A 22,747-nucleotide genomic window follows, 5' to 3' on the forward strand; every position below is an offset into this window, starting at 1 on the left:
GCAGTCGCTGTCGGACCTCCCGCCCGACAGGCGCTCGCCCGGGCCTCCGGCGGGCTGCTCAGGTGTCCTGGGTGCCGGCGGGGCCGGCCGGGCCGGTGCGGCGGGCCGAGATGCGCTTGATCACCGTGCGCAGGCGGCTCGCCTTGAGCCGGGCGACCTCCTTGCGCAGCCCGCCCACCTCGCGCCGCAGGTCGACGGCCGACTTGCGCCACCGCCCCGCCTCCTCGCGCCACTTGGCGATCTGGCCGCGCAGGCGCTCGGCCTCCTTGGTGAGCCTGGCGATCTCCGCCTCGGCCTCCAGGCGCGCCCGGTAGGACATGCGGCGGCCCTTGATCTGCGGCGCCTCGCCGGCGGGCACGAACCCCAGGGTCTCGCCGTCGGTCCACAGCGCCCCGTACACCTCGTCCACGAGGTCGTCCAAGGCGTCCGGGATGTCCGAAGTCCCCCACCCCTCAACGGTGTCCGACGCCTGGGAAGCCGCCGAGGCGCCGGGGACATGAGTGGTCTCCGGGGTGCCGGACGCCGCGGCGGTGAGTTCGGCGCGCTCGAAGGCGGAGCGCCGTTCCAGGCGGGCCGTGACCAGGCCCTGCGGCCCCTCGGCGAGCAGCACGCCGACCAGCCCGTGGTCGCCCTCGACGGCCAGGTCGAGCAGCCGGGCGAGGGTGTCCTCGCCGGGCGCCCACCCCGCGGGCAGGCGCAGCCGGTACGGCGCGAGGCGCGTGGGCTCGGCGGAGGCGAACCGCACCCGCGCGTCGTGGGCGTAGTGCCCGTGCAGCAGCGTGAGGTCGAGCCGGGGATCGTTCAGCGGGGCCCTGCGGTCGGGCGTGAGCGTGTCCCAGGGCCCGGCGAGCACCACCGACACGTCGGGGACGGTGCCGGCGAGCACGGCGTCCACGGTCGCGCGCGTCTCGTCGTACCCCTCGGCCGCCACCACGACGTCGAGGTAGGGGACCTTCCACTGGCGGGTGGGGTGGCCGCGCAGCCAGCGGTAGTGGGGGACGCGGTCGCCGATGAGGGCGTGGCTGACCCGGTCGATGCGCTCCTTGTCGCGCATGCGCATGGACGGGCCGAGGTGGTAGCCCTTGGCCAGCGGCTCGGGGACGAACACCGCCCCGGCCTGGGCGAGCCGGTAGCCCATCTCGGTGTCCTGGCCGAGGGGCAGGTCGACGTCCATAGGGCCGGCCCGCTCGATCAGCCGCCTGTTGACCGAGGTCGCGCCGCCGACGTGCAGGCTGAAGGCCCGGCTGGGCGCCTGCGTGAGCCCGCGGGTGCGCCCGACCAGGTCCACGAGCCATTCGTGCGGCTCGGCGGGCTCGAACAGCTCGGCCAGGTCCTTGCCCGCCGCGACGACCTCGGGCGCGGGCAGGGCGGCCGTGGTGAAGCGCAAGTAGCTCGTGACGACGAGGTAGGGGGCGAGGTGGTGCCAGCGCATGTGGGCCTCGACCTCGCGGGGGTCGGCGACCACGTCGGAGTCGAGCCAGTGGACGACGTCGCCGGTCGCCGCGGCCAGCCCGGCGTTGCGCGCCTCCGCCCTGCCGGGCGTGTCGCAGACGATCAGCCGCGTGCCCGCGGGACGGATCGGCGGCAGGCGCAACGCGGGGCTGCTGCCGTTGTCGACGACGATGACGTCGAGCAGATCGGCGGGGTAGGTCTGGGCGGCGAGGGCGGCAAGGACCAGGTCGAGCTTGTCCTGCGCGCCGTGCGCGGGGACGACCACGCTGACCCGCAGCGAGGGGGTCCAGGCGCCGAGCGCGGGCGGGTCGAGCACGGTGTAGTCGTTGCCGCGCACGTGCCGCGACCTGGGGGTCACGGGGCTTCCAGGACCAGGCTCGGCCGGAACCCGCGCCACTGGTTGGTCGCCACGCGCAGGAAGTGCGCCAGGGGGAGCTGCCAGGTGTGGTCGGCGGCGATGGTGCGCCGCAGGACGTACCCCAGCCCCTGGGTGCGGTAGATGCGGGCCCCGGCGGCGTGGGCGGTCTTGAGGAACTGGGCGTCCACGCCCCGTGCCACCCCCTCGAAACCGCCGATCTCCTGAAACTTCGCCCGAGCGAGGAAGATCGTACCCCCGGCCACGTGATCCGACCAGATCTCGCTGGTGTAGTCCGTGCGGCGCACCGTGACGCCGAGCGGCTCCAGGTAGAAGAACTCCGCCGCCGTCCCCACGATGTCGGCGCCGCTGTAGGACCGCGCCATGATCAGGTCGGCCAGGTGCTCCGGGGAGTACCAGTCGTCGTCGTCCCACTTGGCGATCTCGTCGCCCGACGCCATGTCCGCCGCCCGGTCCAGCACCTCGCCGAACGGCGTGGCGGCGTCCGCCTCGCGCACCGTCACCGGCAGGGGGAACTCCTCCAGTGCCCGCCGCACGTCCGGGTGCGCGGCCGGGACGCCGTGCAGGCCGAGCACGACCTCGACGTCCACGTGCCGCTGCCGGGCGATCTGGCCGAGCGCCGAGCCGAGCAGCTCGGGGCGCTTGCTGGACATGACCACGCTGACCTTGGGCACGGGCCCGGCGGGCCCGCGCAGGGCGTGGCGGCGCAGGCGCAGGCTGTGCTCCTCGCGCCGCAGGTCGCTCACCGAGCGCACGGACGCGTCACGGGGACCGGGCGCCCACGAGGTGAGCGTCACCGCCAGGTCGGGGGCGGCCTCCTTGAACCAGGAGGGGACCTCGTCGGCGTACACCGGCACGCCGGCCGCCGCGAGGCCCAGCACCGTCCCCAGCACCGTTTCCGGCGCCGTTTCCCGCACCGTCTCCTGGGCCTCCGGCCAGCGGACGCGCAGCCCCTCCAGGGGGCGCAGGCCCGCGACGGAGGCGGCCGTCAGCGGGAGATCGGCCGCCTCGCCGCCGAGCACGGGACGCCCGTCCGGGAAGGCCAGGTCGGCGGGACCTTCCGTGGGCGTACGCGTGTAGCCGAGCGGTGTCGGGTCACCCTCTGCCACCGCACTCCCTTCGAACATCGCCCTCGACCGGGGGGCGGAGGGCCGTGCCGGGCGTGCGCCCGGCCGGTGATCAGGAGGATTCCTCGCCCTCGACGCGCATCACGCTCGTCACGTCGCGGACGATGTCCAGCTCGCGCAGCCCGGAGATCGTCGCCGACAGCGCCGCGTCGGTGGCCCGGTGGGTGACCAGCACGAGCTGGGCGTCGTCGCCGTGCCCCTCCTGCCGGACGATCCGGATGGACACGTCGTGCTTGGCGAAGATCTCGGCGACCGTGGCGAGCACGCCCGGCTTGTCCGCGACGTCCAGCGAGACGTGGTAGCGCGTCACGGTCTCGCCCATCGGGTGGACGGCCAGGTCGGCGTACGTCGACTCCTGCGGCCCGTGCACCCCGGCGATCCGGTTGCGCGCCACGGCGACGATGTCGCCCAGCACCGCGGACGCGGTGGGCGCGCCGCCGGCCCCCTTGCCGTAGAACATGAGCTGGCCCGCCGACTCGGCCTCCACGAACACCGCGTTGTAGGCCTCGCGCACGCCCGCCAGGGGGTGGGTCCTCGGGATCATCGCCGGGTGGACGCGCACGCCGACCGAGCGGCCGTCGTCGGAGCGGGCGCAGATCGCCAGCAGCTTGATGACGTAGCCCATGGCCTTGGCGCTGGCGACGTCGGTGGCGGTGATCTCGGTGATGCCCTCGCGGTGGACGTCGGCGGCGGTCACCCGCGTGTGGAAGGCGAGCCCGGCGAGGATGGCGGCCTTGGCCGCGGCGTCGAAGCCCTCGACGTCGGCGGTCGGATCGGCCTCGGCGTACCCCAGGGACTGGGCCTCCTCCAGGGCGTCGGTGAACGACGCGCCCGTGGTGTCCATCTTGTCCAGGATGTAGTTGGTGGTGCCGTTGACGATGCCGAGCACGCGGCGGACCCGGTCGCCGGCGAGCGACTCGCGCAGCGGGCGCAGCAGCGGGATCGCCCCCGCCACGCTGGCCTCGAAGTACAGGTCGCCGCCGTGCCGCTTGGCCGCGCCGTGGACGGTCGCGCCGTCCTCGGCGAGCAGCGCCTTGTTGGCCGTGACGATGGCCTTGCCGTCCTCCAGCGCCGCGAGCATGAGCGAGCGCGCGGGCTCGATGCCGCCGATCACCTCGACCACGATGTCGACGTCGTCCCGGGCCACCAGGGCCTCGGCGTCCGTGGTGAGCAGGGCGGGGTCCACCTCGCTGTCGCGCTTGCGCCCGAGGCGGCGCACGGCGACCCCGGCCAGCTCCAGCGGCGCGCCGATGCGGGCGGCCAGGTCGTCGGCCTGCTCGTTCAGCAGGCGCACGACCTGGGAGCCGACGACCCCGCAGCCGAGCAGCGCGACCCTCAGCGGACGGCCGGACTCGCCCGGCCGCTCGTGCCGTCCACGCTGCTCACGGCGCGCGTCCTCGGCGCCCTCGACCGGTTTCACACTTGCCCCCTCAGCAGGTCGTCCTCGTTCTCGCGGTGGACGATCACGCGGGACACGCCGTCCCGCACGGCCACCACGGCGGGCTTGGGCAGGTAGTTGTAATTGTTGGCCAGCGAACGGCAGTAGGCGCCGGTCGCCGGAAGCGCCAGAAGATCGCCGAGGGCGAGGTCCTCGGGCAGCCAGGCGTCGCGCACGACGATGTCGCCGCTCTCGCAGTGCTTGCCGACCACGCGGGACAGCACGCCGGGGGCGTCGCTGGCCCGGGAGGCCAGCACGCAGGTGTACTCCGCGCCGTACAGGGCGGTGCGCAGGTTGTCGCTCATGCCGCCGTCCACGCTGACGTAGGAGCGCAGGCCCTCGACGTCCTTGATCGTGCCGACCTCGTAGAGCGTGACGCCGGCGGGGCCGGCGATGGCGCGGCCGGGCTCGACCGTGAGGCTGGGGACGGGCAGGCCGGCGTCGTCGCACACACGGGCCACGATCTCACGCAGGCTGTCGGCCACGACCTTGATGTCCGGGGGGTCGTCGCCGCGGACGTAGGCGATGCCGTACCCGCCGCCGAGGTCCAGCTCGGGGAGCACGACGCCGTGCTCCTCCTTGACCTGCGTCAGCAGCATGGCCAGGCGGCGGGCGGCGACCTCGAAGCCCGCGGTGTCGAAGATCTGGGAACCGATGTGGGAGTGCAGGCCCACCAGTTCGAGCTGGGGCAGGGCCAGCACCCGGCGCACGGCCTCGGCGGCGGCCCCGCTGTTCAGCGACAGGCCGAACTTCTGGTCGTCGTGGGCCGTGGCGATGAACTCGTGGGTGTGCGCCTCGACCCCGGTGGTCACGCGGATCTGCACCTGGGCGCGGACGTCGAGCTTCTCGGCCAGGTAGCCGACGCGGGCGATCTCGTCGAAGGAGTCGACGACGACGCGGCCGACCCCGGCGCGCAGCGCCGCCTCCAGCTCGGCGTAGGACTTGTTGTTGCCGTGCAGGGCGATGCGCTCGGGCGGGAAGCCGACCGAGAGCGCCACGGCGAGCTCGCCGCTGCTGCAGACGTCCAGGCCGAGGCCCTCCTGGTCGACCCAGCGGGCGACCTCTCTGCACAGGAACGCCTTGCCCGCGTAGTAGACGTGACCGCCGTCGAAGGCGGCCTTGTAGTCGCGGCAGCGCGAACGGAAATCGTCCTCGTCGACGACGTAGAGCGGCGTACCGTAGTCGCGGGCGAGATCACGGACGTCCACGCCGGCGATCGTGACCGCCCCGTCCGTACGGCCGGACGTTCGCGGCCAGACGGCGGGGTCGAGCGTGTTGAGGTCGGCCGGGGGCCGCGGCGGGCGCTCCTCGTGCGGCACCTCGGCATGGCGGTCACCGGCGGGATGGGCGAATCGACTCACCCGAACGAGGCTATCCGACCTCGTGATCCTCCCGCGCCTTGTCCCAATCCGCGAGACGGCCCCCTAAAAGATCTCCGGGCCTTGAGGGCCTACGGCGTACCCCTTCCTGTGTTTTGCCCGCTTTTTTTCATATTTTGCCCGGAGGGGTGACCCCTAGCCCCGCCATCCCCTCACCCAAGATCTTCCGCACGGCCGCGGCCATCCACACCCGCGCCACATGAACCACTCCAGCGCTCTCGTCCCCCTTCGGAAGGGGCCCCGCCCCCTCGAAGGCATCGTGATACGCCTCGGCCAGCCGCACCAGATAAGCGACTCCGCCCTGCTCCGGCCTCCGCCCACCGCCCGCGGGCCTCTTCTCACCGGTCCTGCTGGCGACCTCGGCGAGGGTCCTCAGCACACGCCGGTCCCGCGGGTCGTCCAGCGCCTCGGGACGGAACGGGCCGCGCACTCCGAGGTCCCCGGCCCACCGGAGCACGTTGCCGGCTCGGACGTAGGCATATCTGATGACGAAACCGGGATTGCTCCAGTCCCTGGGCCGATCAGGCCAGGGCCGCCCTCCCTGGTCTCCATGAGGCGGCCCACCGATATCGGCCACCACGTCCACCCGCATCGGCACGTCCACATCGGCCGGTTCCTCACCCATCCCCGCACCGAGAACGTCCCGCACGACCTCCCCCGGCTCGGCGACCTCGATGACCAGCAACCCGTCGGGCCGTACGTCCACCGCGACGACTCCCGCCAGCGCCCGGACCCGCGCCGCGAGCTCCTCCCCCACCCTGGGCGCGGACGCACGCCCCCGGGTCAGCGCCGCCGCCGAAACGTAGGTGGCCTCTCTCTCCCAGCTCCCCCTGGGCACCGGCGGCGCCCCCAGCACCTCGCACAACGCCCACACGCCCACACCCGCAGACTAGCGTTCCGCCTTCCCTTCGCCGCGGGCCCGGCGCGGAAGGGTGGACTCACGTCGAGTAACCACGACGGACCCGTACGGGTGGGAGAACTCACCCAGCCAGAACAGATCACCAGGGTCTTGAGAATCCTGTGATGGTCGCGGTCGAGTAGCCCCGCGTACCAATCGGAAAACGGCTTCAGACGGCATACCCTAATACGAGGAAAATACGGCAGCACAGGGCACAAATCGGGTTTAAGTTCGGAGAATGGCGACTGCGTCGTCATGGACATCCAGGCCGACCGCGCGCTCATCCGAGACCTCAAAGATCCAGAGAAGCCGGGGCTCTCGTTCACTTTCTAGGAGTACGTCGCCCTCTGGATGGGCATCCTGAATCGCGAGTTCGCCCCACCCGCAGAGCGGCTCCACGGCTGTAGGACGGAATCGCCCGCCATATCGGTTCAGATTCTTATGGCCGTAGTGGTCTGTTTCGGCTGGGGTGATTTCTCCCACCCATGCAGGCCTGTCCTGGTCACTCACTGTGAGCCCACCCGTCAACGCCGGGCCTGCGGCGAGAAGGTGGTCATCCAGCCTTTCAGCCGTGGGCGCGCAGGGCGGTGGTCAGCCAGTGGAAGGCCGGGATGGCCGTTGGGGAGGACGTGCCGCCGTTGAGGATCTCCAGGAGTTGCCAGTAGCGTTCCACGCGCGCGTCCGCGAGGAGTTCCAGCCGTTCGCGCAGTTCCGCGCGTTCCGAGGGCGGGAGGCTCGGGCTGACGATCTCGTCGAGGACCGTCTTGCCCTGGAGCGACTCGGGGGCGATCCCGTCGGCCACCGCGCGGCCGGCGAGGGTCACCACGGCCGGGTACAGGCCGGGCCGCCACTCCGGCGCCCAGCCGTCGCCGGATCCGGTGACCACCAACTGGCGGACCTTGCGCTGGAAGTCCTCGTCGGCGACCAGCCCGGCCAGTTCGATCCACGCGTCCACCCTCTCGGGCGACGGATCGTCGGGCATCTCGCGCATCCAGTCGGCGATGACGATCGCGTCGGGGCTCAGCCCCACCCCCTCGGTCACGCGCGCCACGAAGTCGTCGATGATCTGCCTGCGCTCGCGCACGGACAGGCGTGCCAGTTCGTTCATGAGAACCATCTCCTTCTCGGTCCCGCCGCGCGCGGCCACCGTGCTCAGCACGGCGCGGCGCAGCCGCAGGGCCCTGATCTCGGCGTCCAGTGCCTCGACGTGGGCTTCGGCGACCTCCGCGACCGTCGCCCGGCGCGCGAGCACGTCACGGACGGCGTCCAGGCCGAGCCCGAGATCGCGCAGGGTCCTCACCAGGTCGCACCGGGCCACCGCCTGGGAGTCGTACAGCCGGTACCCGCCGGCGGACCGCCCGCTCGGCGGCACCACCCCCGCGTCCGACCAGAACCGCACCGTCCGCGCCGGCACGCCGACCCGCCGCGCCAACTCCCCGACCGTGTAGAGCCGCTCGTCGTCGCCCACGGGCATCCACCCTGCACCTTCCACCCGCTGTAACCTCAAGCCGGTCGTGGTTCGGCCCGGAACGCCCGGCGGTACGCGCCCGGGGTCGTGCCGAGGGTGTTGAGGAAGCGCCTGCGCAGGTTGGTGGCCGAGGAGAGGCCGGCGCGGCGGGCGACGGCCTCCAAGGGCAGGTCCGAGGACTCCAGCAGGTCCCGTGCCGTGGCGATCCGCTGGGCGAGCAGCCACTGCCCCGGGCTGGTGCCGAGCTGATCGGCGAACCGCCGGGCGAGGGTACGCGCCGAGACGCCCGCGTGTGCGGCCAGGGTCTCGATGGTCAGCGGTTCGCCGAGCCGCCTGGTGGCCCACTCCAGCAGCGGCGCGAGCGTGCCGTCGATCTGTGCGGGGTGTGGCGGCGCCGAGTACTGCAACTGGCCGCCTTCGCGGTGGGGCGGCATGACCATGGTCCGTGCGACGTGCGCGGCGTACCCCGCGCCCTGGTCGCCGCGGAGCAGGTGCACGCACAGGTCGAACCCGGCCCCGGCGCCGGCGCTGGTGGCCACGTCACCGTGGTCCACGTACAGCACGCCCGGATCGACCCGGACGCGTGGGAAGCGCGCGGCGAGGTCGTCCGCCAGCGCCCAGTGGGTGGTCGCCTCCCGTCCGTCCAGCAGGCCGGCGTGCGCCAGCGCGAAGGCGCCGGAACAGATGCTGACCACCCGCGCCCCGCGGGCGTGCGCGCGGCGCAGTGCCCGGACCACGGCGGGCGAGGGTGGATCCTCGGCGGGCAGCCAGCCCGGGACGACGACGGTGTCCGCCCGGTCGAGCGCGTCCAAGCCGTCGGTCACGAGCATGTCGTACCCGGCGTGCGTCGCGACCGGGCCGGGGCGCTCCGCGCACACGCCGAAGGCGTACCGCGTCGGAAGTCCTGGCCGCTCGATCCCGAACACCTGGGCCACGCAGGCGAGTTCGAAGGTCGATTGCGGTGGGCGGACGAGCGCCGCTATGCGGTGCATGGCAGGAAAGTACCGCAGGATGTCTTTCCTGACACTCGGCGGTGCGGCGGCCGGCCGCCAGGCTGGCCCCATGACGAGAGAGCAGAACGCGCCCGCCTATGAGTGGTCCGCCGTCCAGGACGCCCCGGTCCGCGAGGTCTTCCCTGGCATCCGCCTGCGCCCGCTGTGGAAAGGGGACAACGGCGCGAGCGCCCATGTGCTGGAGATGGACGCGAACACGTGCTGGCAGGGGATCGACGTCCACGAACCGGGGCCCGAGGAGGTCTTCGTGGTCTCCGGTGTCTTCAACGACGGGAACCGCGACTACCCGGCCGGTTCCTTCATCCACGCCTCCGCGGGCACCTCCCACGTCCCGCAGACGACGACGGGCTGCACGCTGTTCCTCTTCTACCCGGAGGGTTAGATCACCGCCGGTCACCCGGCGTCACGCTCACGGGCCGGGGCGCAGGGAGCGCAGCCAGTCGTCGGCTTCTCGCGGCGAGGTGAAGTGGACGACGTGGAGGTGCGCGAAGCGCGGGTCCCGGACGCGGCTCGCGATCTCGGAGTGGCGGGTGGCGTGCTGGGTCCACGCCCACCAGGCCGGGTGGTGGCGGCTGAACCACTCGCGCCAGGTCTCCACGTTGCCGCCGAAGACGCGCTCGCGGAGCAGGGTCCTGCGCAGGGACCGGCGGAGGACGCGGGGCATGATCACGGATCTGGGGTAGTCGAGCCAGATCACGGTGTCGGCGCGCGTCCAGAGGAGGTCGCGTACCTCGGGGTATCCGAACGAGTCGAACACCCAGCCGGGGGCGGCCGCGATCTCGGCCATGCGCCCGGCGAAGCCGGGGTCGATCGCCCAGTTAGGACCGGTGAACCGCAGGGCGTCCAGTTCGTGGCACGAGAGCCGGAGCCGGGACGCGACGGCCCGCGCCATGGTGGTCTTCCCGGCTCCGCTGATACCGGCGACGAGGACACGCCGCATGCGCATGGCCCTCAGATCATCGCCAGGGGTTCCGCCGGGGTGTGGCCCGCGACGCGGGACGAGGAAAGGAGCCGTTCGGTCGCGGCGGGGCGGACGCGGACGTAGGAGTAGCGGTCGGCGGAGTAGACCCGGACGCCGTCCGTGCGGCACTGGCGCATGAGGGTCTCGTCCCATTCGTCGGAGAGATCGGCGATGCCGAGCGCCGTGAGGGCCGGGCGGCGGGCGAGGATGCTGCCTCCGGCCACTTCGGGGAGGAAGCGGTGTTCGGTGCCGGGGGCGTGGAGCAGGGTGGTCCCGGCGCCGAGAATGTGGGCGTAGTGGGACGACTTCCCGATGATCTCGGCGTCCACGGCCGCGAAGTGGCGGACGAGGTCGGCGAGATAGTGCTCGCCGTACAGGTCGCGAGGGTCCAGGACGGCGACCAGGTCGCCGTCGGCGAGGCCGAGCGCCCGGTCCAGGGCCGCGCCCCTGGTGAGCGCCCCGCCCGTCTCCCGTACGATCACCTCGCCGCCGTGCACGGCCGCCGCGGCCTTCTGGACGGTGACGGCGTCCATGCCCTCGGCGACGATCACGAGCTGGCCGGGGGCGTGGGCCTGGTGCCGGAGCCGGGCGAGTACGTGATCGAGTTCGGCCGGGTCCGAGACGGCGGTGATCGCGGTGATGGCCCCGGCGTTCCGCAGCGAGGGCAGGCCGGCGGCGGTGAGGATCGGGTCGAGCAGCGGGGTCACGGGCACGGTGGCCCGCCAGGCGAGGTGCGCCTCGGCCGCCGACTGGTCTTCGGCCGCGAGGTACTCCCGCACCGAGGTCAGCGCGCGCCGCAGGGCTTCCTCGCCGGTGGCCACAGGAGCGGTGAGCTGCATGAGCGGGGTGCCGCAGGCGGACAGCTCCTCCACGGTGCGCGCCTCGGCGTCCGGCCCGGCGAGCACCAGCGACACCGAGCGGTAGGCCGTCAGCAGGTCGTCATAGGTGGTCTTGTCATCCCACAACGGCCGCCACGGGGCGTCCGGGGATTCCGGGAAGCCGGCGGGAAGCTCGCCCTGGAGGGCCGTGCCGAGCAGGCCGACGCCTGTGCGGCCGGTGGCCGAGGGGATCTGGTTGTGGACGCGGGGCTGGACGGACAGGGGGAGGACGGCCACGCGGTCGTGGCGGAGGGCGGCTCGCCATTCGCGGGCGCGGGCCTCCGAGGTGGCGAGGACCTGGTCGAAGTAGGAGGCCACGGGAACGCTGTGGGCGAGCGGGCCGCCGGAGTGCCAGAAGATCGTGCGGATGCCGCGCCGGGCGCACTCCTCGGTCAGGTCGCGCAGGCCGCGCGTGCGCCCGGCGAGCTCCTCCAGCCAGCGGCCGCCGTTGCCCTGCAGGGGGCCGGGCTGGACGGACTCCACGAACAGCAGGTGGGGACGGTGCTGGTCGAGCATGGCGCGCCAGTTGTCGGGGCCGAAGTTGGTGACCTGGCGCCATTCGTAGCGGAACAGCGCCTCTGAGCGGCGGTCGACGATGGCCGCGACGGTGAGGTGCGGCCGGGCGAGCGGCCCCTTGGGGACGACGAAGCCCTCGGCCATGGGCGCGGACACGGCGGGCCCCTCCGTGGCGGGGGCCACGGGCTGGACGGCGGGGGGCTGGGCGAGCGGGGTGGGAGGGAAGTCGGAGCGCTTGGGCGCCGGGCGCTTCCTGACGGGCGCCCGCAGCGTCTTCGCGACCTCGCCGGGCTTCTTGGTGTGGATGGCGTCGCCGAGCTTGGACCACCGGCTCTCCTGCACCGACTCCAGGCGCCACAGGGCCACCTCGGTCTGGTACTTCTGCTCGGCGAGGTTCTTGGCGAGCTGGGCCGCCTGCCGCTCGGTGGTCTTGAGCCGGGCCTCGGCCTCCTTCAGCCGGGTGAGCGCCTCGGCCTCCGAGGTCGCGGCGGCGGCGAGACGTGCCTGGTAGTCGGCCAGCAGCCGGGCGAGTTCCGCGGCGTCCCGCGCCGCCGACACGGCCGCCTCCAGTGCCCGCCGGGTGGTCTCCAACTCATCGCTCAATGCCATCACCGTGTCCCCAGAGCCGTCGAGGAAGAATAATCGCAGATCTCCACCGACCATCTCGAACCAGAAGCAACCGGTGCGTGCGACGTCCGCCGCTCCACCACCCTCATGACCCCCGAGCGCCCTCTCAGACGCCCGGCCGGTGATCGACCGTGCCGGACCACGACCCTTCGGACATGTGCGACTCCGTACACTCGGCAGGTACTCGCTGCGGTGCTGAGGGGAGACGACCGGTGCGCAAGGGGAAGTGGCCGGAGTACGTGGCCCGGCCCTACGTCTGCGGCGCCATCGGCGCCTATGACGCCGACAGGCTGGCGGTGCTGGCGAACGCGGGCCCCTCGGTGCGGGAGGCGCACCGCTCCCCCGGCGCCGCGCTGTTCGCCTCCGCGCCGCTGGCGCCGTACGCGGGCGCCGCGTCGTACCGCGACGGGGACCCGGCGGGTGGTTCCGCGCTGACCTCGGTCCCGTTCCGCGAGGACCTCGTCCCGGCCACGGGCGCCGACGTCGGCGCGCACGCCGGCGCGAACGGGAGCCGGACGGCCCCGGACACGCCGGAGGGGCGCGCAAGGACCGGGACCGGCCGGGACGCGGGGGCCGATGTCCGGTTCGCGTGGGGTGAGCGGCGGCCGGACGGGGTCATGCCCTGGCTCGCGGTGGCGGAGACGTACGAGGCGCCGGGGCTGATCGACGAGCGGGACGCCGTCACGCTGCACACCGGGGCGTTCGGGCTGGTGGACGTGTACTACCTGGCCGACGGGGACGCCGTCTACTTCGCCGGGAACATCGAGCCGCTGCTGGCGCTGGCCAGGCGGCCGTACGAGGTGGACTGGGACGCCTGGGCGGCGATCATCAAGCTGACCTACCCCCTGCTGGAGGCGACGCCGTACCGGGAGGTCAGGCGGCTGCCCGGCGCCACGGCCCTGGTCTGGTCGCGCGCCGCCCAGAGGATCACCGTGGAGCGGCACGCCCCCCGCTGGGTGCGCCAGGAGCCCTTCGACCGGGGCGTCACGGCCGGCGACATGGTGGCGCTGCTGCACGAGGCGCTCAAGCCGTACGACGACCGGGCGCTGCTCGTGCCGGTGAGCGGCGGGTACGACTCGCGGCTGCTCGCCTCGATCGTCAAGGCGCGCGGGATCGACGTCGAGTCGTGGACGACGAGCCCGGACGACGGCCTGGACAACGACATCGACTTCGCCCGCATCGTGACCCGCGAGCTCGGCATCTCGCACCGGATCGTCCCGCAGGACCCGGCGGCCTACCCGGACGAGGCGCGCTGGGCGGCGCGCAGGCTGGAGTACCTGACCAGCCACCACGCCTGGTACTCCCCGTTCGCCCGCGAGGTGCACGCCGCCGGACGCCCGATCGTGGACGGGCTGGCGGGCGGCCCGCTGATGAAGAACTTCCTGATCACCGCGGACGCCGTGGGCGCGGGGACCACCGCGGACCGGCAGGCGGCCCTGCTCGCCGCGCTGGCCACGGGCGAGCCGCACATGCCGGTGCTGTCCGAGCGCGCGCTGGCGTTCGTCGACGACCGGGTGGGGGCGGCGTTCGCGCAGGCCACCTCGATGCTGCGCGGCCACAGGTCGGAGCTGCCGCTGAGCGTGCTGCACACCCGCACGGCCCGGGGCATCGCGCGCTCCCCGGTCAACCTGGTCGGCCCGGAGGTGACGCCGGTCTTCCCGTTCCTGCACCCGGAGTTCTTCGACGCGGCCCTGTCGGTGCCCGTGGAGCGCAAGGAGGGCGGCCGGTTCTACCGGGAGATCCTCCAGGCGGCGAACCCGCGCGTGGCGTCGCTGCCGTCCACCAACGGGGCGCTGCCGCACCGGCGGGTGCCGCTGCGCTCGGCGGGGCCCGTCGCCCGGGAGTGGAACCACCGGATGCTGGTCAGGGCGGCCGAGGCCGTCCCGAGCCTCATGTCGGGCCCGATGCTGGACGCGATCGCGAAGGGCCCGGACGCGCTGACGGCGTTCGGCTCGTGGAACTCGCGGTTCTGGCTGCGCGGACTGGTGCTTTTCGGCTCCTGGCTCACCGACTACGCCGATGTGCTCGGCGACCTCACGCCGCCGTGGGAGGGGCGGCCGTGAAACCGTCTCACAATTCGGACGGCGGCGCCCTGGTCGGCGACACACTGCGTGCTTGTCTCATTACGTGAGACTTCGCGGGAAGAATGGGGTTTTACGCGGTTGCGACGCCGGGTTTCCCTTGCGCGCAAAGGATTACGTGGTTGCCACGCTGAGCGACGATTGCTGATCTACCCCGGACGTCCCTAATGGCCTGCTAGTCTTCCGCGAAACAGCGCCGAAACACACGCCGCGCACCAAGTCCCCTGAGGTGGCGGCGTCTGCCCGGTAGCCGCGGGGACCACGGCTCCAGCGGCGCTTTCCCACGTTTGCATGCCCACTCTCCCAATGCGAGCGAACATATGAGCGCTTCACCCTGCCCGGAATCTGTTTCCGAGGACTTCGTGTCGTCCGACCCGCTCTGGTACAAGCGGGCGGTGTTCTACGAGGTGCTGGTCCGGGGCTTCCGTGATTCCAACGGGGACGGCACCGGTGACCTGCGCGGCCTGATCGAGAAGCTCGACTACCTGCAATGGCTCGGCGTCGACTGCCTGTGGCTGCTGCCGCTGTACGAGTCGCCGCTGCGCGACGGCGGGTACGACATCGCCGACTACATGAAGATCCTCCGCGAGTTCGGCGACCTGGCGGACTTCGTGGAGCTCATCGAGGAGGCGCACAAGCGGGGCATCCGGATCATCACCGACCTGGTGATGAACCACACCAGCGACCGCCACCCGTGGTTCCAGGCGTCCCGGCACGACCCGTCCGGCCCGTTCGGGGACTTCTACGTGTGGTCGGACGACCCGACCCGGTACCCCGACGCGCCGATCATCTTCATCGGCGCCGAGGACTCCAACTGGACCTACGACCCGATCAGGGGCCAGTACTACTGGCACCGGTTCTTCCACCACCAGCCGGACCTGAACTACGAGAACCCGGCCGTCCAGGACGCCATGCTGGAGGTCCTGCGGTTCTGGCTCGACCTCGGCATCGACGGCTTCCGCCTCGACGCGGTCCCCTACCTGTTCGAACGGGACGGCACCGCGTGCTCGGGCCTGCCCGAGACGCACGCCTACCTCAAGCGGGTCAGGGCCGAGGTGGACCGCCTGTACCCGGACCGGGTGCTGCTCGCGGAGGCCAACGGCTGGCCCGAGGACGTCGTGGAGTACTTCGGAGACCCCGCGGTCGGCGGCGACGAGTGCCACATGGCGTTCCACTTCCCGCTCATGCCGCGCATCTTCATGGCCGTGCGCCGCGAGTCGCGCGAGCCGATCTCCGAGATCATGTCCCGCACGCCGAAGATCCCGGAAACCGCCCAGTGGGGCATCTTCCTCCGCAACCACGACGAGCTCACCCTGGAGACCGTCACCGAGGAAGAGCGCGACTACATGCACGCCGAGTACGCCAAGGACCCGCGCATGCGGGCCTACCTGGGCATCCGGCGCCGGCTCGCCCCGCTGCTCGAGAACCAGCGCGACCAGATCGAGCTGTTCACCGCGCTGCTGCTGTCCATGCCGGGCTCCCCGGTCATGTACTACGGCGACGAGATCGGCATGGGCGACAACATCTGGCTGGAGGACCGGGACTCGGTCCGCACGCCGATGCAGTGGAGCCCGGACCGCAACGCCGGGTTCTCCGGCGGCGACCCCGGCCGCCTGTACCTGCCCGTCGTCATGGACCCGATCTACGGCTACCAGGCCGTCAACGTCGAGGCCCAGATGAAGAACACCGGATCGCTGCTGCACTTCACGCGGCAGATGCTGGAGATACGGCGGCGGCACCCGGTGTTCGGCACCGGCGCCTACACCGAGCTGTGGTCGCCGAACTACAGCGTCCTGGCGTTCGTCAGGGAGGAGGGGGACGACCGCATGCTGTGCGTCAACAACCTCTCCAAGCACCCGCAGCCGGTGGAGCTGGACCTGCGCAGATTCGCCGGGATGACCCCGGTGGAGTGCCGGGGCGAGGTGTCCTTCCCGGCGATCGGCGAACTGCCGTACCTGCTCACGCTGCCGGGGCACGGCTTCTACTGGTTCTCGCTCACCGAGCGCTGACCGCTCACCGAGCAGTGCCGGCCGCGCGGCAGGAACCGGCCGCGCGGCCGGCCGCCTCAGCGCGGCGTGACCGGCACGCGGGCGCGCGCGGCGCCGCGGGCGGGGATGACCGCCACCAGCAGCGACGCGCCGATGGCCGCCAGCGCCGTGACCAGCAGCGTCACGGCGCCCGGCGGGCTCCCGATGCCGGCGCCGATGCCGCTCGCGGAGCCCTGAAGGTCGATCAGGCCGGGTGACACGGCGGCCCCCGCCAGCGCGCCCGCGGCGACGCCGAGCACCGCGGGCAGCCCGATTCCCGTCACGAGGGTGGCCATCACCTGACGCGGGGTCAGGCCCATCGCCTTGAGCACCGCGAGGTCGAGGGCGTGGTCGCGCAGCCCGATCGCGCTGGCCGTGAGCATCGTGGCCAGGCCGAGCAGCGCCAGCACGGCCACCAGCGCGATGATGATGACGCGGATCACCGCCAGACGGTCCGCCAGGTTCACGGCCTGGGCCACCTCCAGGCCCTGCCCCTGCAGGCGGGCGCGGACGGCCGCGGCGTCGGCCCCCGGGCGCAGCACCACGCCGTAGAACTGCGGCGGCAGGGCGTCCTTGGGGGCGAGGCTGTCCAGCGCGACCGACAGCACCTCGCCGTCCTGCTCCGGCTCCAGCACCCGCCCGACGATCCGCACGTTCAGCGGGGTGCCGCCGATCGTCAGCCGCGTGCGGTCGCCGATGCGCACGTTCAGCAGGTCGAGCAGGCCCTGCCCGGCCACGGCCTCGCCGCGCGCCCGGAACGGGCGGCCCTCGACCACCGCGAACGGGTACGGCTCGCTCGCCATGCCGAGGGCGCGGGTGCGTACGGTGCGCGTCTGCCCGGGGACCAGCGCGTCCACCTCCGTGCCCGGATAGGACGCGACCACGTCCGGGTCGGCCAGCGCCAGGCGGTCGGCGGCCTCGGAGGACAGGCCGCCCGGCCGCACCGTCAGCGCGGCGGCCTGGCCCACCCGCTCGGGATGGGCCTCGAACGCGTCCAGCGTCGCCCAGCAGCCGAGGCCGATGGTGATCATCATCATCGGGATCGCCAGGCCGAACGTCGTCAGCAGCGCCGGGAGCCTGCGCGTGAAGGCGTCCCTCGCGCCGAGCACCAGCGCGGGCGGCAGGCGTACCAGCAGGGCGAGGCGGGCCATCCGCGACAGGTGGCCGCGCGGCGGCGACGCGGGGGCCGCCGGGATCGGCGGGGTACGGCCGCCGCGCCAGGCCGGCAGCCACACCGCCACCAGCACCACCAGCGCGGCGCCACAGGTGATCGCCACCAGCGGCGCGGAGGAGAGCGGCACCACCGTCGCCTGCGTGGACACCGTGATCAGCCGGCCGCACAGCACGCCGAGCGCCACCCCGGCCAGCCCGAGCGCGCCGTGCTCGGCGACGAGCATGCGGACCACCTGGCGCCGGGTGAAACCCAGGGACTTCAGCGTCGCGATGTCGCGCTGCTGGGTCAGCACGCGGCCGCCGGTCGCGTTGGCGATGGCCAGCGCCGCCGCCACCAGCCCCACCACGCCGAACAGGCCGAGCAGCACGCCGAGCAGCCGGTTGTCCAGCTCCATCGACGCCCGCACCTCACGCCAGGTCGTCGCCCGCTGCACCTGCCCCGCCAGGACGGTGGTCGTGCGCTGGACGACCAGGGAACTGGCGTCCGGGTCGGCCAGCCGCAGCCCCGTGACGGTCTCGCTGCGGCCCACGGCGGGCTCCACCTGGTCGAGCGTGCCCGGCAGCGTCCACGCCAGGCCGGGGGTCCACTCGGGGTAGAAGCCCTGGTCGCCGCTCTCGGCCAGGCCGGTCACCGTGAGCGCGTGGTCGGCGCCGTTCAGGCCGACCACGGGGAACGGCGAGCCGGGGCGCAGGCCGAGCGCCAGCGCGAACGAGCGCTCGACGACCACGCCCGCCGGGACGCCCGGGTCGAGCCAGTGGCCCTCGCGGACGATCGGGCGTCCGACCGGCGGCAGCACCGCGGGCATCTCCTGGAGCGCGACGGGGGTCTTCTTGCCGCCCTGGCTCAGGGTGGCGGGGGCGCTGCGGTAGGGGCCCGCGACGTCGGTCACGCCGTCGATCGCCTTGAGCGCGTCCGGGTCGGGCGCGTCCTTGGTGTGAATCCAGACATGCGCGCCGTTGCCCTTGGTGAACAGGCCACGCCAGGGATTGGTGCCGTCCTCCAGCAGCGTCGCCCCGGTGACCAGCGCCGCGACGATCCCCGCCACCGCCAGCACCGTCAGCGCCGCCTGCCCCCGCCGCGCCCGCAGATCAGCCCGAATCCACCGACGTTGAGCTGTGTTCATGGCGCTGTGCCTATGGCGCTCTCTTCGTTCGCGCGGCGTGAGGGCGGCCTGGTGAGAGGGTGGGGCATTTGTCAGCCTCTCAGTTCTATGACCTTGCCGGGGCCGTGGTCGGGGTCGGGCTTGGGGCGGCGGGGTGAGGCTATGGCGCCGTCGTCGGCGATCTCGCCGTCCAGGAGGGTTATGAGGCGGTCGGCGAGGGCGGCGACGCGGGCGTCGTGGGTGACCATGACGATGGTCTGGCCCTGGCGGTGGACCTCGCCGAGCAGGCGGAGGACGTCGCGGGTGTTGCGGCTGTCGAGGTTGCCGGTGGGCTCGTCGGCCAGCAGCAGCCGGGGCTGGTTGGCGAGCGCGCGGGCCAGCGCCACGCGCTGTTGTTCACCGCCGGAGAGCTGGGCGGGCGAGGCGTCCGCCTTGCCGGACAGGCCCAGCTCGCCGAGCAGGTACTCGCGGCGCTCGCGGGCGTGCCGGGGCGAGGAGCCGCCGAGCAGGGCGGGCAGCTCGACGTTGTCGGCGACGGTCATGTTGGCGACCAGGTTGAAGAACTGGAACACGAAGCCGATCTTGCGGCGGCGCAGGATCGCCCAGCCGCTCTCGGTGAGGGTGTCGGCCCGCTCGCCGTCCACCCAGATCTCGCCGCTGGTGCGGGTGTCGAGGCCGCCGAGCATGTGGACCAGCGTGGACTTTCCAGACCCGGAGGGGCCCATGACGGCGACGAACTCGCCGGGCTCCACCCGCAGGTCCACCCCGCGCACGGCCGGCACCGGCAGGCCCCCGGTCTGGTAGATCTTCACCAGGTTGACGGCCCGGACGACCGGGACCGCCGCACTCGGCTCTTCGGCGGGGCTCACGGGTTCGATCACCACTCCTCGTACGTCTACGCGAGCTCTTCCTGGCAGCGTTCCAGCCAGTCGAGGTCGGCCTGGAGGTGCAGCATGGCGCCTTCGATCAGCAGGTGCGCCGCGCGGTTGTCCTGGTCGGTCCGCTCGGCGAGTTCTACCAGATCGCGCATGATAGCGAGGTAGTGGCGGCGCTGCCGGTTGATCAGGGCCATGCGGTCGGCCATGCCGGTCATGGGGGCGAGCACGAGCTTCATGAAGAACTCGTCCCTGACCCTCGGCCCCTCGGACGGCGACTCGACCCACTCGTCGAGGGCCTCGCGGCCGGCGGCGGTGCAGTAGTAGACCTTCTTGTTCGGGCGGTTGGACTGCTCCACGTCCACGCTGCGGACCAGGCCGTCCTTCTCCAGGCGGCCGAGCGTCACGTAGATCTGCCCGATGTTGGGAGAGGGATAGGCGCTGCCGAATATCTGCTCAAGCGCCTGTTTGAGTTCGTACCCGTGGGCAGGTTCCTTCGCCAGGAGCGCCAGCAGCGGAAGCCGCACGCCCCACCTCCCTCGGGCTTTGACGTTACCTGAGCGTTACGAGGTAATCCGTTGACGGTCACCTTACCGCTATGCATAACATGCATGCATCTACATAACACGCATGTAACCTGATCAAAACCCGGAGGACACGTGCGGCCTCTCGCTCCCCTGCTGCTGGCGGCGCTGCTGCTCGCCGGCTGCGTGGGGGGCGGCGAACGCGAGGAGGGCCGGGCCGGGAACGCGGACGGCACCGGGCCCATCACCTTCGCGACCGGCCGCGACACCACCGCCTACCTGCGGCCGCTGATCGCCGAGTGGAACCGCCGCCGCCCCAAGGAGCCGGTCACCCTGCTGGAGCTCCCGGAGGCGGCCGACGAGCAGCGCGCGCAGATGGTGGCCAACCTCCAGGCGAAGAGCGACCGCTACGACGTGCTCGGCCTGGACGTCGTGTGGACCGCCGAGTTCGCCGACGCCGGGTGGATCGTTCCGCTCGACAGCGGCATGTTCTCCCTCGACCGCTTCCTGCGGCCCGTGGTCGACACGGCGGTCTACAACGACAAGCTCTACGCGGTGCCGTACACCAGCAACGCGGGGCTGCTCTACTACCGCAAGGACATCCTGGACCGCGAACATCTCAAGCCGCCCAAGACCTGGGCCGAGCTGCGCGACCAGGCCATGCGCCTCGGGAAGAAGTACAGGCTGGACGGGTACGCGGGCCAGTTCCTGCCGTACGAGGGGCTGACCGTCAACTTCGCCGAGGCCGTGCAGTCGGCGGGCGGCGAGATCCTCAGCCGGGACGGCGCCAAGGTGACCCTGGACCTCGGCACCGCCAAGACGGGCCTGGACTTCCTGGTCGGGGGCCTGCGCGAGGGGTGGATCCCCCAGGAGGCGCTGACCTACAAGGAGGAGGAGTCCCGACTGGCGTTCCAGGAGGGCAGGCTGCTCTTCGCCCGCAACTGGCCGCACGCCTACGGGCCCGCCACGCGTTCCGCCATCGGCGGGAAGTTCGGCGTGACGCGGCTGCCCGGCCTCGACGGCCCAGGGGTCGGCTCGCTGGGCGGCCTCAACCTCGCCATCAGCGCCTACTCCCGGCACCAGAAGTCGGCGCTGGACTTCATCCAGTACTTCACGGGGCTCACCAACGAGCGCAGCGTGCTCACCGAAGGCTCCTTCCCCCCGGTGTGGTCGGAGCTGTACGACGACCCCGCGCTGATCAAGCGGTATCCATATCTGCCCGTGCTCAAGGACAGCATCATGTCCGCGCGGCCGAGACCGGCGACCTCCGACTACGACCAGGTCAGCCTGGCCATCTCGAGCGCCGTCTCCGACGCGCTCGACTTCCGCAAACCCAGCGACGAGACCGTCGCCGCGCTGAAGCAGGAACTCGGCGAGATCATCCGCACCCCATAGACCCCCGGGGGCCGATCCCCCGGTCATCATTCCGCACCACTTTTCATCCTTCACTAACTCATCCGCATATTTCGGGGGCTTCACCAGGAGGTAAGCACCATGCGTGTCAGAACGACTGCGGTGGTGGCAGGGCTCATGCTCGCGGCGGCCGCGTGTGGCGGCGGATCGGACGGCGCCGGCGCGTCGCCGTCGGCGTCCGCGGGCGGCGGCAGCGCGCCCGCGGCCCTGCCGCTGCAGGGCGTCACCATCGAGGTCGCGGCCAAGTGGACCGGCGAGGAGCAGGAGAACTTCCAGAAGGTGATCGACGCCTTCCAGGCCAAGACCGGCGCCAAGGTCACCTACGCCTCGACGGGGGAGGACACCGGCGCCTACCTCGGCCCGCGCATCCAGGGCGGCAACCCGCCGGACGTCGCGATCCTGCCGCAGCCGGGCCTCGTGCAGCAGTACGCCGACCAGAAGGCGCTCAAGCCGCTGTCCACCGAGGTCCAGAAGCAGATCGACCAGAACTACACCCCGTACTGGAAGGAGCTGGGCTCGGCCGGCGGCCAGGTGTACGGCGTGCTGGTGAAGGCGGCGCACAAGTCCCTGGTCTGGTACCGCCAGCCGGCCTTCGACGACGCGGGCGCGCAGCCGGCGACCACGTGGGACGACCTGATCGGCAAGACGGCCCAGTCGCTCGCCGACTCCGGGACCGCCCCGTTCGCGCTGTGCGGCGCCTCGGGCTGGACGCTGACCGACCTGTTCGAGAACATCTACCTGTCCAGCGCGGGGCCGGAGAACTACGACAAGCTCTCCAAGCACGAGATCCCCTGGACCGACGCCACGGTGAAGACCGCGCTGGAGAAGATGGCCCAGATCTTCTCCAAGAAGGACTTCATGGCCGGCGGCGCCTCGGGCGCGCTGCAGACCGACTTCCCCACCTGTGTCACGCAGGTCTACGGCGAGAAGAAGGCCGCCATGGTGATCGAGGCGGACTTCGTCGCGGTCTCGGTCGGCCAGTCCGGCGCCAAGGTGGGCGAGGACGCCAAGATCATGCCGTTCCCGCCGGCGGGCGCCACGCCTCCGGTCGTGCTCGGCGGTGACGTCGCCGTCGCGCTCAAGGACGGCAAGGGCGCGATGGCCCTGCTGGAGTACCTGGCGTCGGCGGAGGGAGGCTCGGTCTGGGCCAAGCAGCCCGGCTACCTGTCCCCCAACCGCAACGTCTCCCCCGACAACTACCCCGACGCGCTGACCAAGCAGCTCGCGCAGACGATCATCTCCGCGGGCGAGGCGGTCAGGTATGACATGTCGGACCTGGCGCCCAGCGCCTTCGGCGGCACCGACGGCAAGGGCGAGTGGAAGCACCTCCAGGACTTCGTGCGCAACCCCTCCGATGTGAAGGGCACCCAGGAGAAGCTCGAGGCCGACGCCGCGAAGGCCTGGAAGAAGTAGGGACG

Annotated in this window: 17 protein-coding genes; 5 read left to right on the forward strand and 12 right to left on the reverse strand. The window is 72.2% G+C overall.

Features of this window, described 5'->3' with window-relative positions:
• Positions 1-58: 58 nt before the first annotated feature.
• From BJ981_RS00715 to BJ981_RS00750, 7 genes are all read right to left on the reverse strand, one after another.
• Positions 59-1,810, reverse strand: coding sequence for a glycosyltransferase family 2 protein (locus BJ981_RS00715; protein WP_239139171.1), 1,752 nt, complete (start codon positions 1,808-1,810; stop codon positions 59-61).
• Positions 1,807-2,937 (reverse strand): glycosyltransferase family 2 protein, encoded by a 1,131-nt coding sequence (locus tag BJ981_RS00720; RefSeq protein WP_239139170.1) that lies wholly within the window; start codon positions 2,935-2,937, stop codon positions 1,807-1,809. Before BJ981_RS00720 ends, BJ981_RS00715 begins: the two co-directional genes overlap by 4 nt.
• 70 nt (positions 2,938-3,007) lie before the next feature.
• Positions 3,008-4,294 carry a homoserine dehydrogenase gene (locus BJ981_RS00725; RefSeq protein ID WP_184615425.1) on the reverse strand — a complete coding sequence of 429 codons (1,287 nt, stop codon included), beginning with the start codon at positions 4,292-4,294 and terminating at the stop codon, positions 3,008-3,010.
• A gap of 77 nt (positions 4,295-4,371) precedes the next feature.
• Positions 4,372-5,754 carry a diaminopimelate decarboxylase gene (gene lysA / locus BJ981_RS00730; protein WP_184607816.1) on the reverse strand — a complete coding sequence of 461 codons (1,383 nt, stop codon included), beginning with the start codon at positions 5,752-5,754 and terminating at the stop codon, positions 4,372-4,374.
• Positions 5,755-5,881: 127 nt separating this feature from the next.
• Positions 5,882-6,652, reverse strand: a complete 771-nt coding sequence (locus BJ981_RS00735) for a DALR anticodon-binding domain-containing protein (protein ID WP_184607817.1) — start codon at positions 6,650-6,652, stop codon at positions 5,882-5,884.
• 583 nt (positions 6,653-7,235) lie between these two features.
• Positions 7,236-8,144, reverse strand: a complete 909-nt coding sequence (locus BJ981_RS00745; RefSeq protein ID WP_184607818.1) for a helix-turn-helix domain-containing protein — start codon at positions 8,142-8,144, stop codon at positions 7,236-7,238.
• A gap of 29 nt (positions 8,145-8,173) precedes the next feature.
• Positions 8,174-9,130, reverse strand: a complete 957-nt coding sequence (locus BJ981_RS00750; protein WP_184607819.1) for a GlxA family transcriptional regulator — start codon at positions 9,128-9,130, stop codon at positions 8,174-8,176.
• Positions 9,131-9,200: 70 nt separating this feature from the next.
• On the opposite strand from BJ981_RS00750, the gene BJ981_RS00755 reads away from it, so the two are divergent.
• Entirely contained in the window at positions 9,201-9,533 is a 333-nt protein-coding gene (locus BJ981_RS00755) for a cupin domain-containing protein (RefSeq protein ID WP_204070185.1), read from the forward strand.
• A 27-nt stretch (positions 9,534-9,560) separates the two neighbouring features.
• Here BJ981_RS00755 and BJ981_RS00760 read toward each other — a convergent pair whose 3' ends face one another.
• Both BJ981_RS00760 and BJ981_RS00765 read right to left on the reverse strand, forming a co-directional pair.
• Positions 9,561-10,097, reverse strand: coding sequence for an AAA family ATPase (locus BJ981_RS00760; protein ID WP_204070184.1), 537 nt, complete (start codon positions 10,095-10,097; stop codon positions 9,561-9,563).
• 5 nt (positions 10,098-10,102) lie between these two features.
• Positions 10,103-12,109 carry a glycosyltransferase family protein gene (locus tag BJ981_RS00765; RefSeq protein ID WP_184607821.1) on the reverse strand — a complete coding sequence of 669 codons (2,007 nt, stop codon included), beginning with the start codon at positions 12,107-12,109 and terminating at the stop codon, positions 10,103-10,105.
• A gap of 236 nt (positions 12,110-12,345) precedes the next feature.
• On the opposite strand from BJ981_RS00765, the gene BJ981_RS00770 reads away from it, so the two are divergent.
• Both BJ981_RS00770 and treS read left to right on the forward strand, forming a co-directional pair.
• Positions 12,346-14,196, forward strand: a complete 1,851-nt coding sequence (locus tag BJ981_RS00770) for an asparagine synthetase B family protein (RefSeq protein WP_184607822.1) — start codon at positions 12,346-12,348, stop codon at positions 14,194-14,196.
• A gap of 338 nt (positions 14,197-14,534) precedes the next feature.
• A complete protein-coding gene (treS, locus tag BJ981_RS00775) occupies positions 14,535-16,223 on the forward strand; it encodes a maltose alpha-D-glucosyltransferase (protein WP_184607823.1) in 1,689 nt (562 codons plus the stop codon).
• A 56-nt stretch (positions 16,224-16,279) separates the two neighbouring features.
• Here treS and BJ981_RS00780 read toward each other — a convergent pair whose 3' ends face one another.
• The 3 genes from BJ981_RS00780 to BJ981_RS00790 all read right to left on the reverse strand — a co-directional run bounded on the left by BJ981_RS00780 (position 16,280) and on the right by BJ981_RS00790 (position 19,919).
• Positions 16,280-18,538 (reverse strand): FtsX-like permease family protein, encoded by a 2,259-nt coding sequence (locus tag BJ981_RS00780; protein WP_184607824.1) that lies wholly within the window; start codon positions 18,536-18,538, stop codon positions 16,280-16,282.
• Positions 18,539-18,609: 71 nt separating this feature from the next.
• The gene (locus BJ981_RS00785; protein WP_239139169.1) at positions 18,610-19,398 is read right to left on the reverse strand and encodes an ABC transporter ATP-binding protein; all 789 of its coding nucleotides are present in this window, start codon (positions 19,396-19,398) and stop codon (positions 18,610-18,612) included.
• A 14-nt stretch (positions 19,399-19,412) separates the two neighbouring features.
• The gene (locus BJ981_RS00790) at positions 19,413-19,919 is read right to left on the reverse strand and encodes a PadR family transcriptional regulator (protein WP_184607825.1); all 507 of its coding nucleotides are present in this window, start codon (positions 19,917-19,919) and stop codon (positions 19,413-19,415) included.
• Between the two features lie 132 nt (positions 19,920-20,051).
• Here BJ981_RS00790 and BJ981_RS00795 point away from each other — a divergent pair, with 132 nt between their 5' ends.
• Together BJ981_RS00795 and BJ981_RS00800 are read left to right on the forward strand one after the other, a co-directional pair.
• The gene (locus tag BJ981_RS00795) at positions 20,052-21,311 is read left to right on the forward strand and encodes an ABC transporter substrate-binding protein (protein ID WP_184607826.1); all 1,260 of its coding nucleotides are present in this window, start codon (positions 20,052-20,054) and stop codon (positions 21,309-21,311) included.
• A 99-nt stretch (positions 21,312-21,410) separates the two neighbouring features.
• Positions 21,411-22,742, forward strand: coding sequence for an ABC transporter substrate-binding protein (locus tag BJ981_RS00800; RefSeq protein WP_184607827.1), 1,332 nt, complete (start codon positions 21,411-21,413; stop codon positions 22,740-22,742).
• The last annotated feature ends 5 nt before the right edge of the window (positions 22,743-22,747 follow it).

The sequence above is a fragment of the Sphaerisporangium krabiense genome (assembly GCF_014200435.1).
Taxonomy (GTDB): domain Bacteria; phylum Actinomycetota; class Actinomycetes; order Streptosporangiales; family Streptosporangiaceae; genus Sphaerisporangium; species Sphaerisporangium krabiense.

What these genes read in the sequence shown, in the direction of transcription:
- BJ981_RS00745 (WP_184607818.1), bottom strand. Translation starts at nt 8,144, where the DNA reads ATGCCCGTGGGCGACGACGAGCGGCTCTACACGGTCGGGGAGTTGGCG.
- BJ981_RS00750 (WP_184607819.1), bottom strand. Translation starts at nt 9,130, where the DNA reads ATGCACCGCATAGCGGCGCTCGTCCGCCCACCGCAATCGACCTTCGAA.
- BJ981_RS00755 (WP_204070185.1), top strand. Translation starts at nt 9,201, where the DNA reads ATGACGAGAGAGCAGAACGCGCCCGCCTATGAGTGGTCCGCCGTCCAG.
- BJ981_RS00760 (WP_204070184.1), bottom strand. Translation starts at nt 10,097, where the DNA reads ATGCGCATGCGGCGTGTCCTCGTCGCCGGTATCAGCGGAGCCGGGAAG.
- treS (WP_184607823.1), top strand. Translation starts at nt 14,535, where the DNA reads ATGAGCGCTTCACCCTGCCCGGAATCTGTTTCCGAGGACTTCGTGTCG.
- BJ981_RS00780 (WP_184607824.1), bottom strand. Translation starts at nt 18,538, where the DNA reads ATGAACACAGCTCAACGTCGGTGGATTCGGGCTGATCTGCGGGCGCGG.
- BJ981_RS00800 (WP_184607827.1), top strand. Translation starts at nt 21,411, where the DNA reads ATGCGTGTCAGAACGACTGCGGTGGTGGCAGGGCTCATGCTCGCGGCG.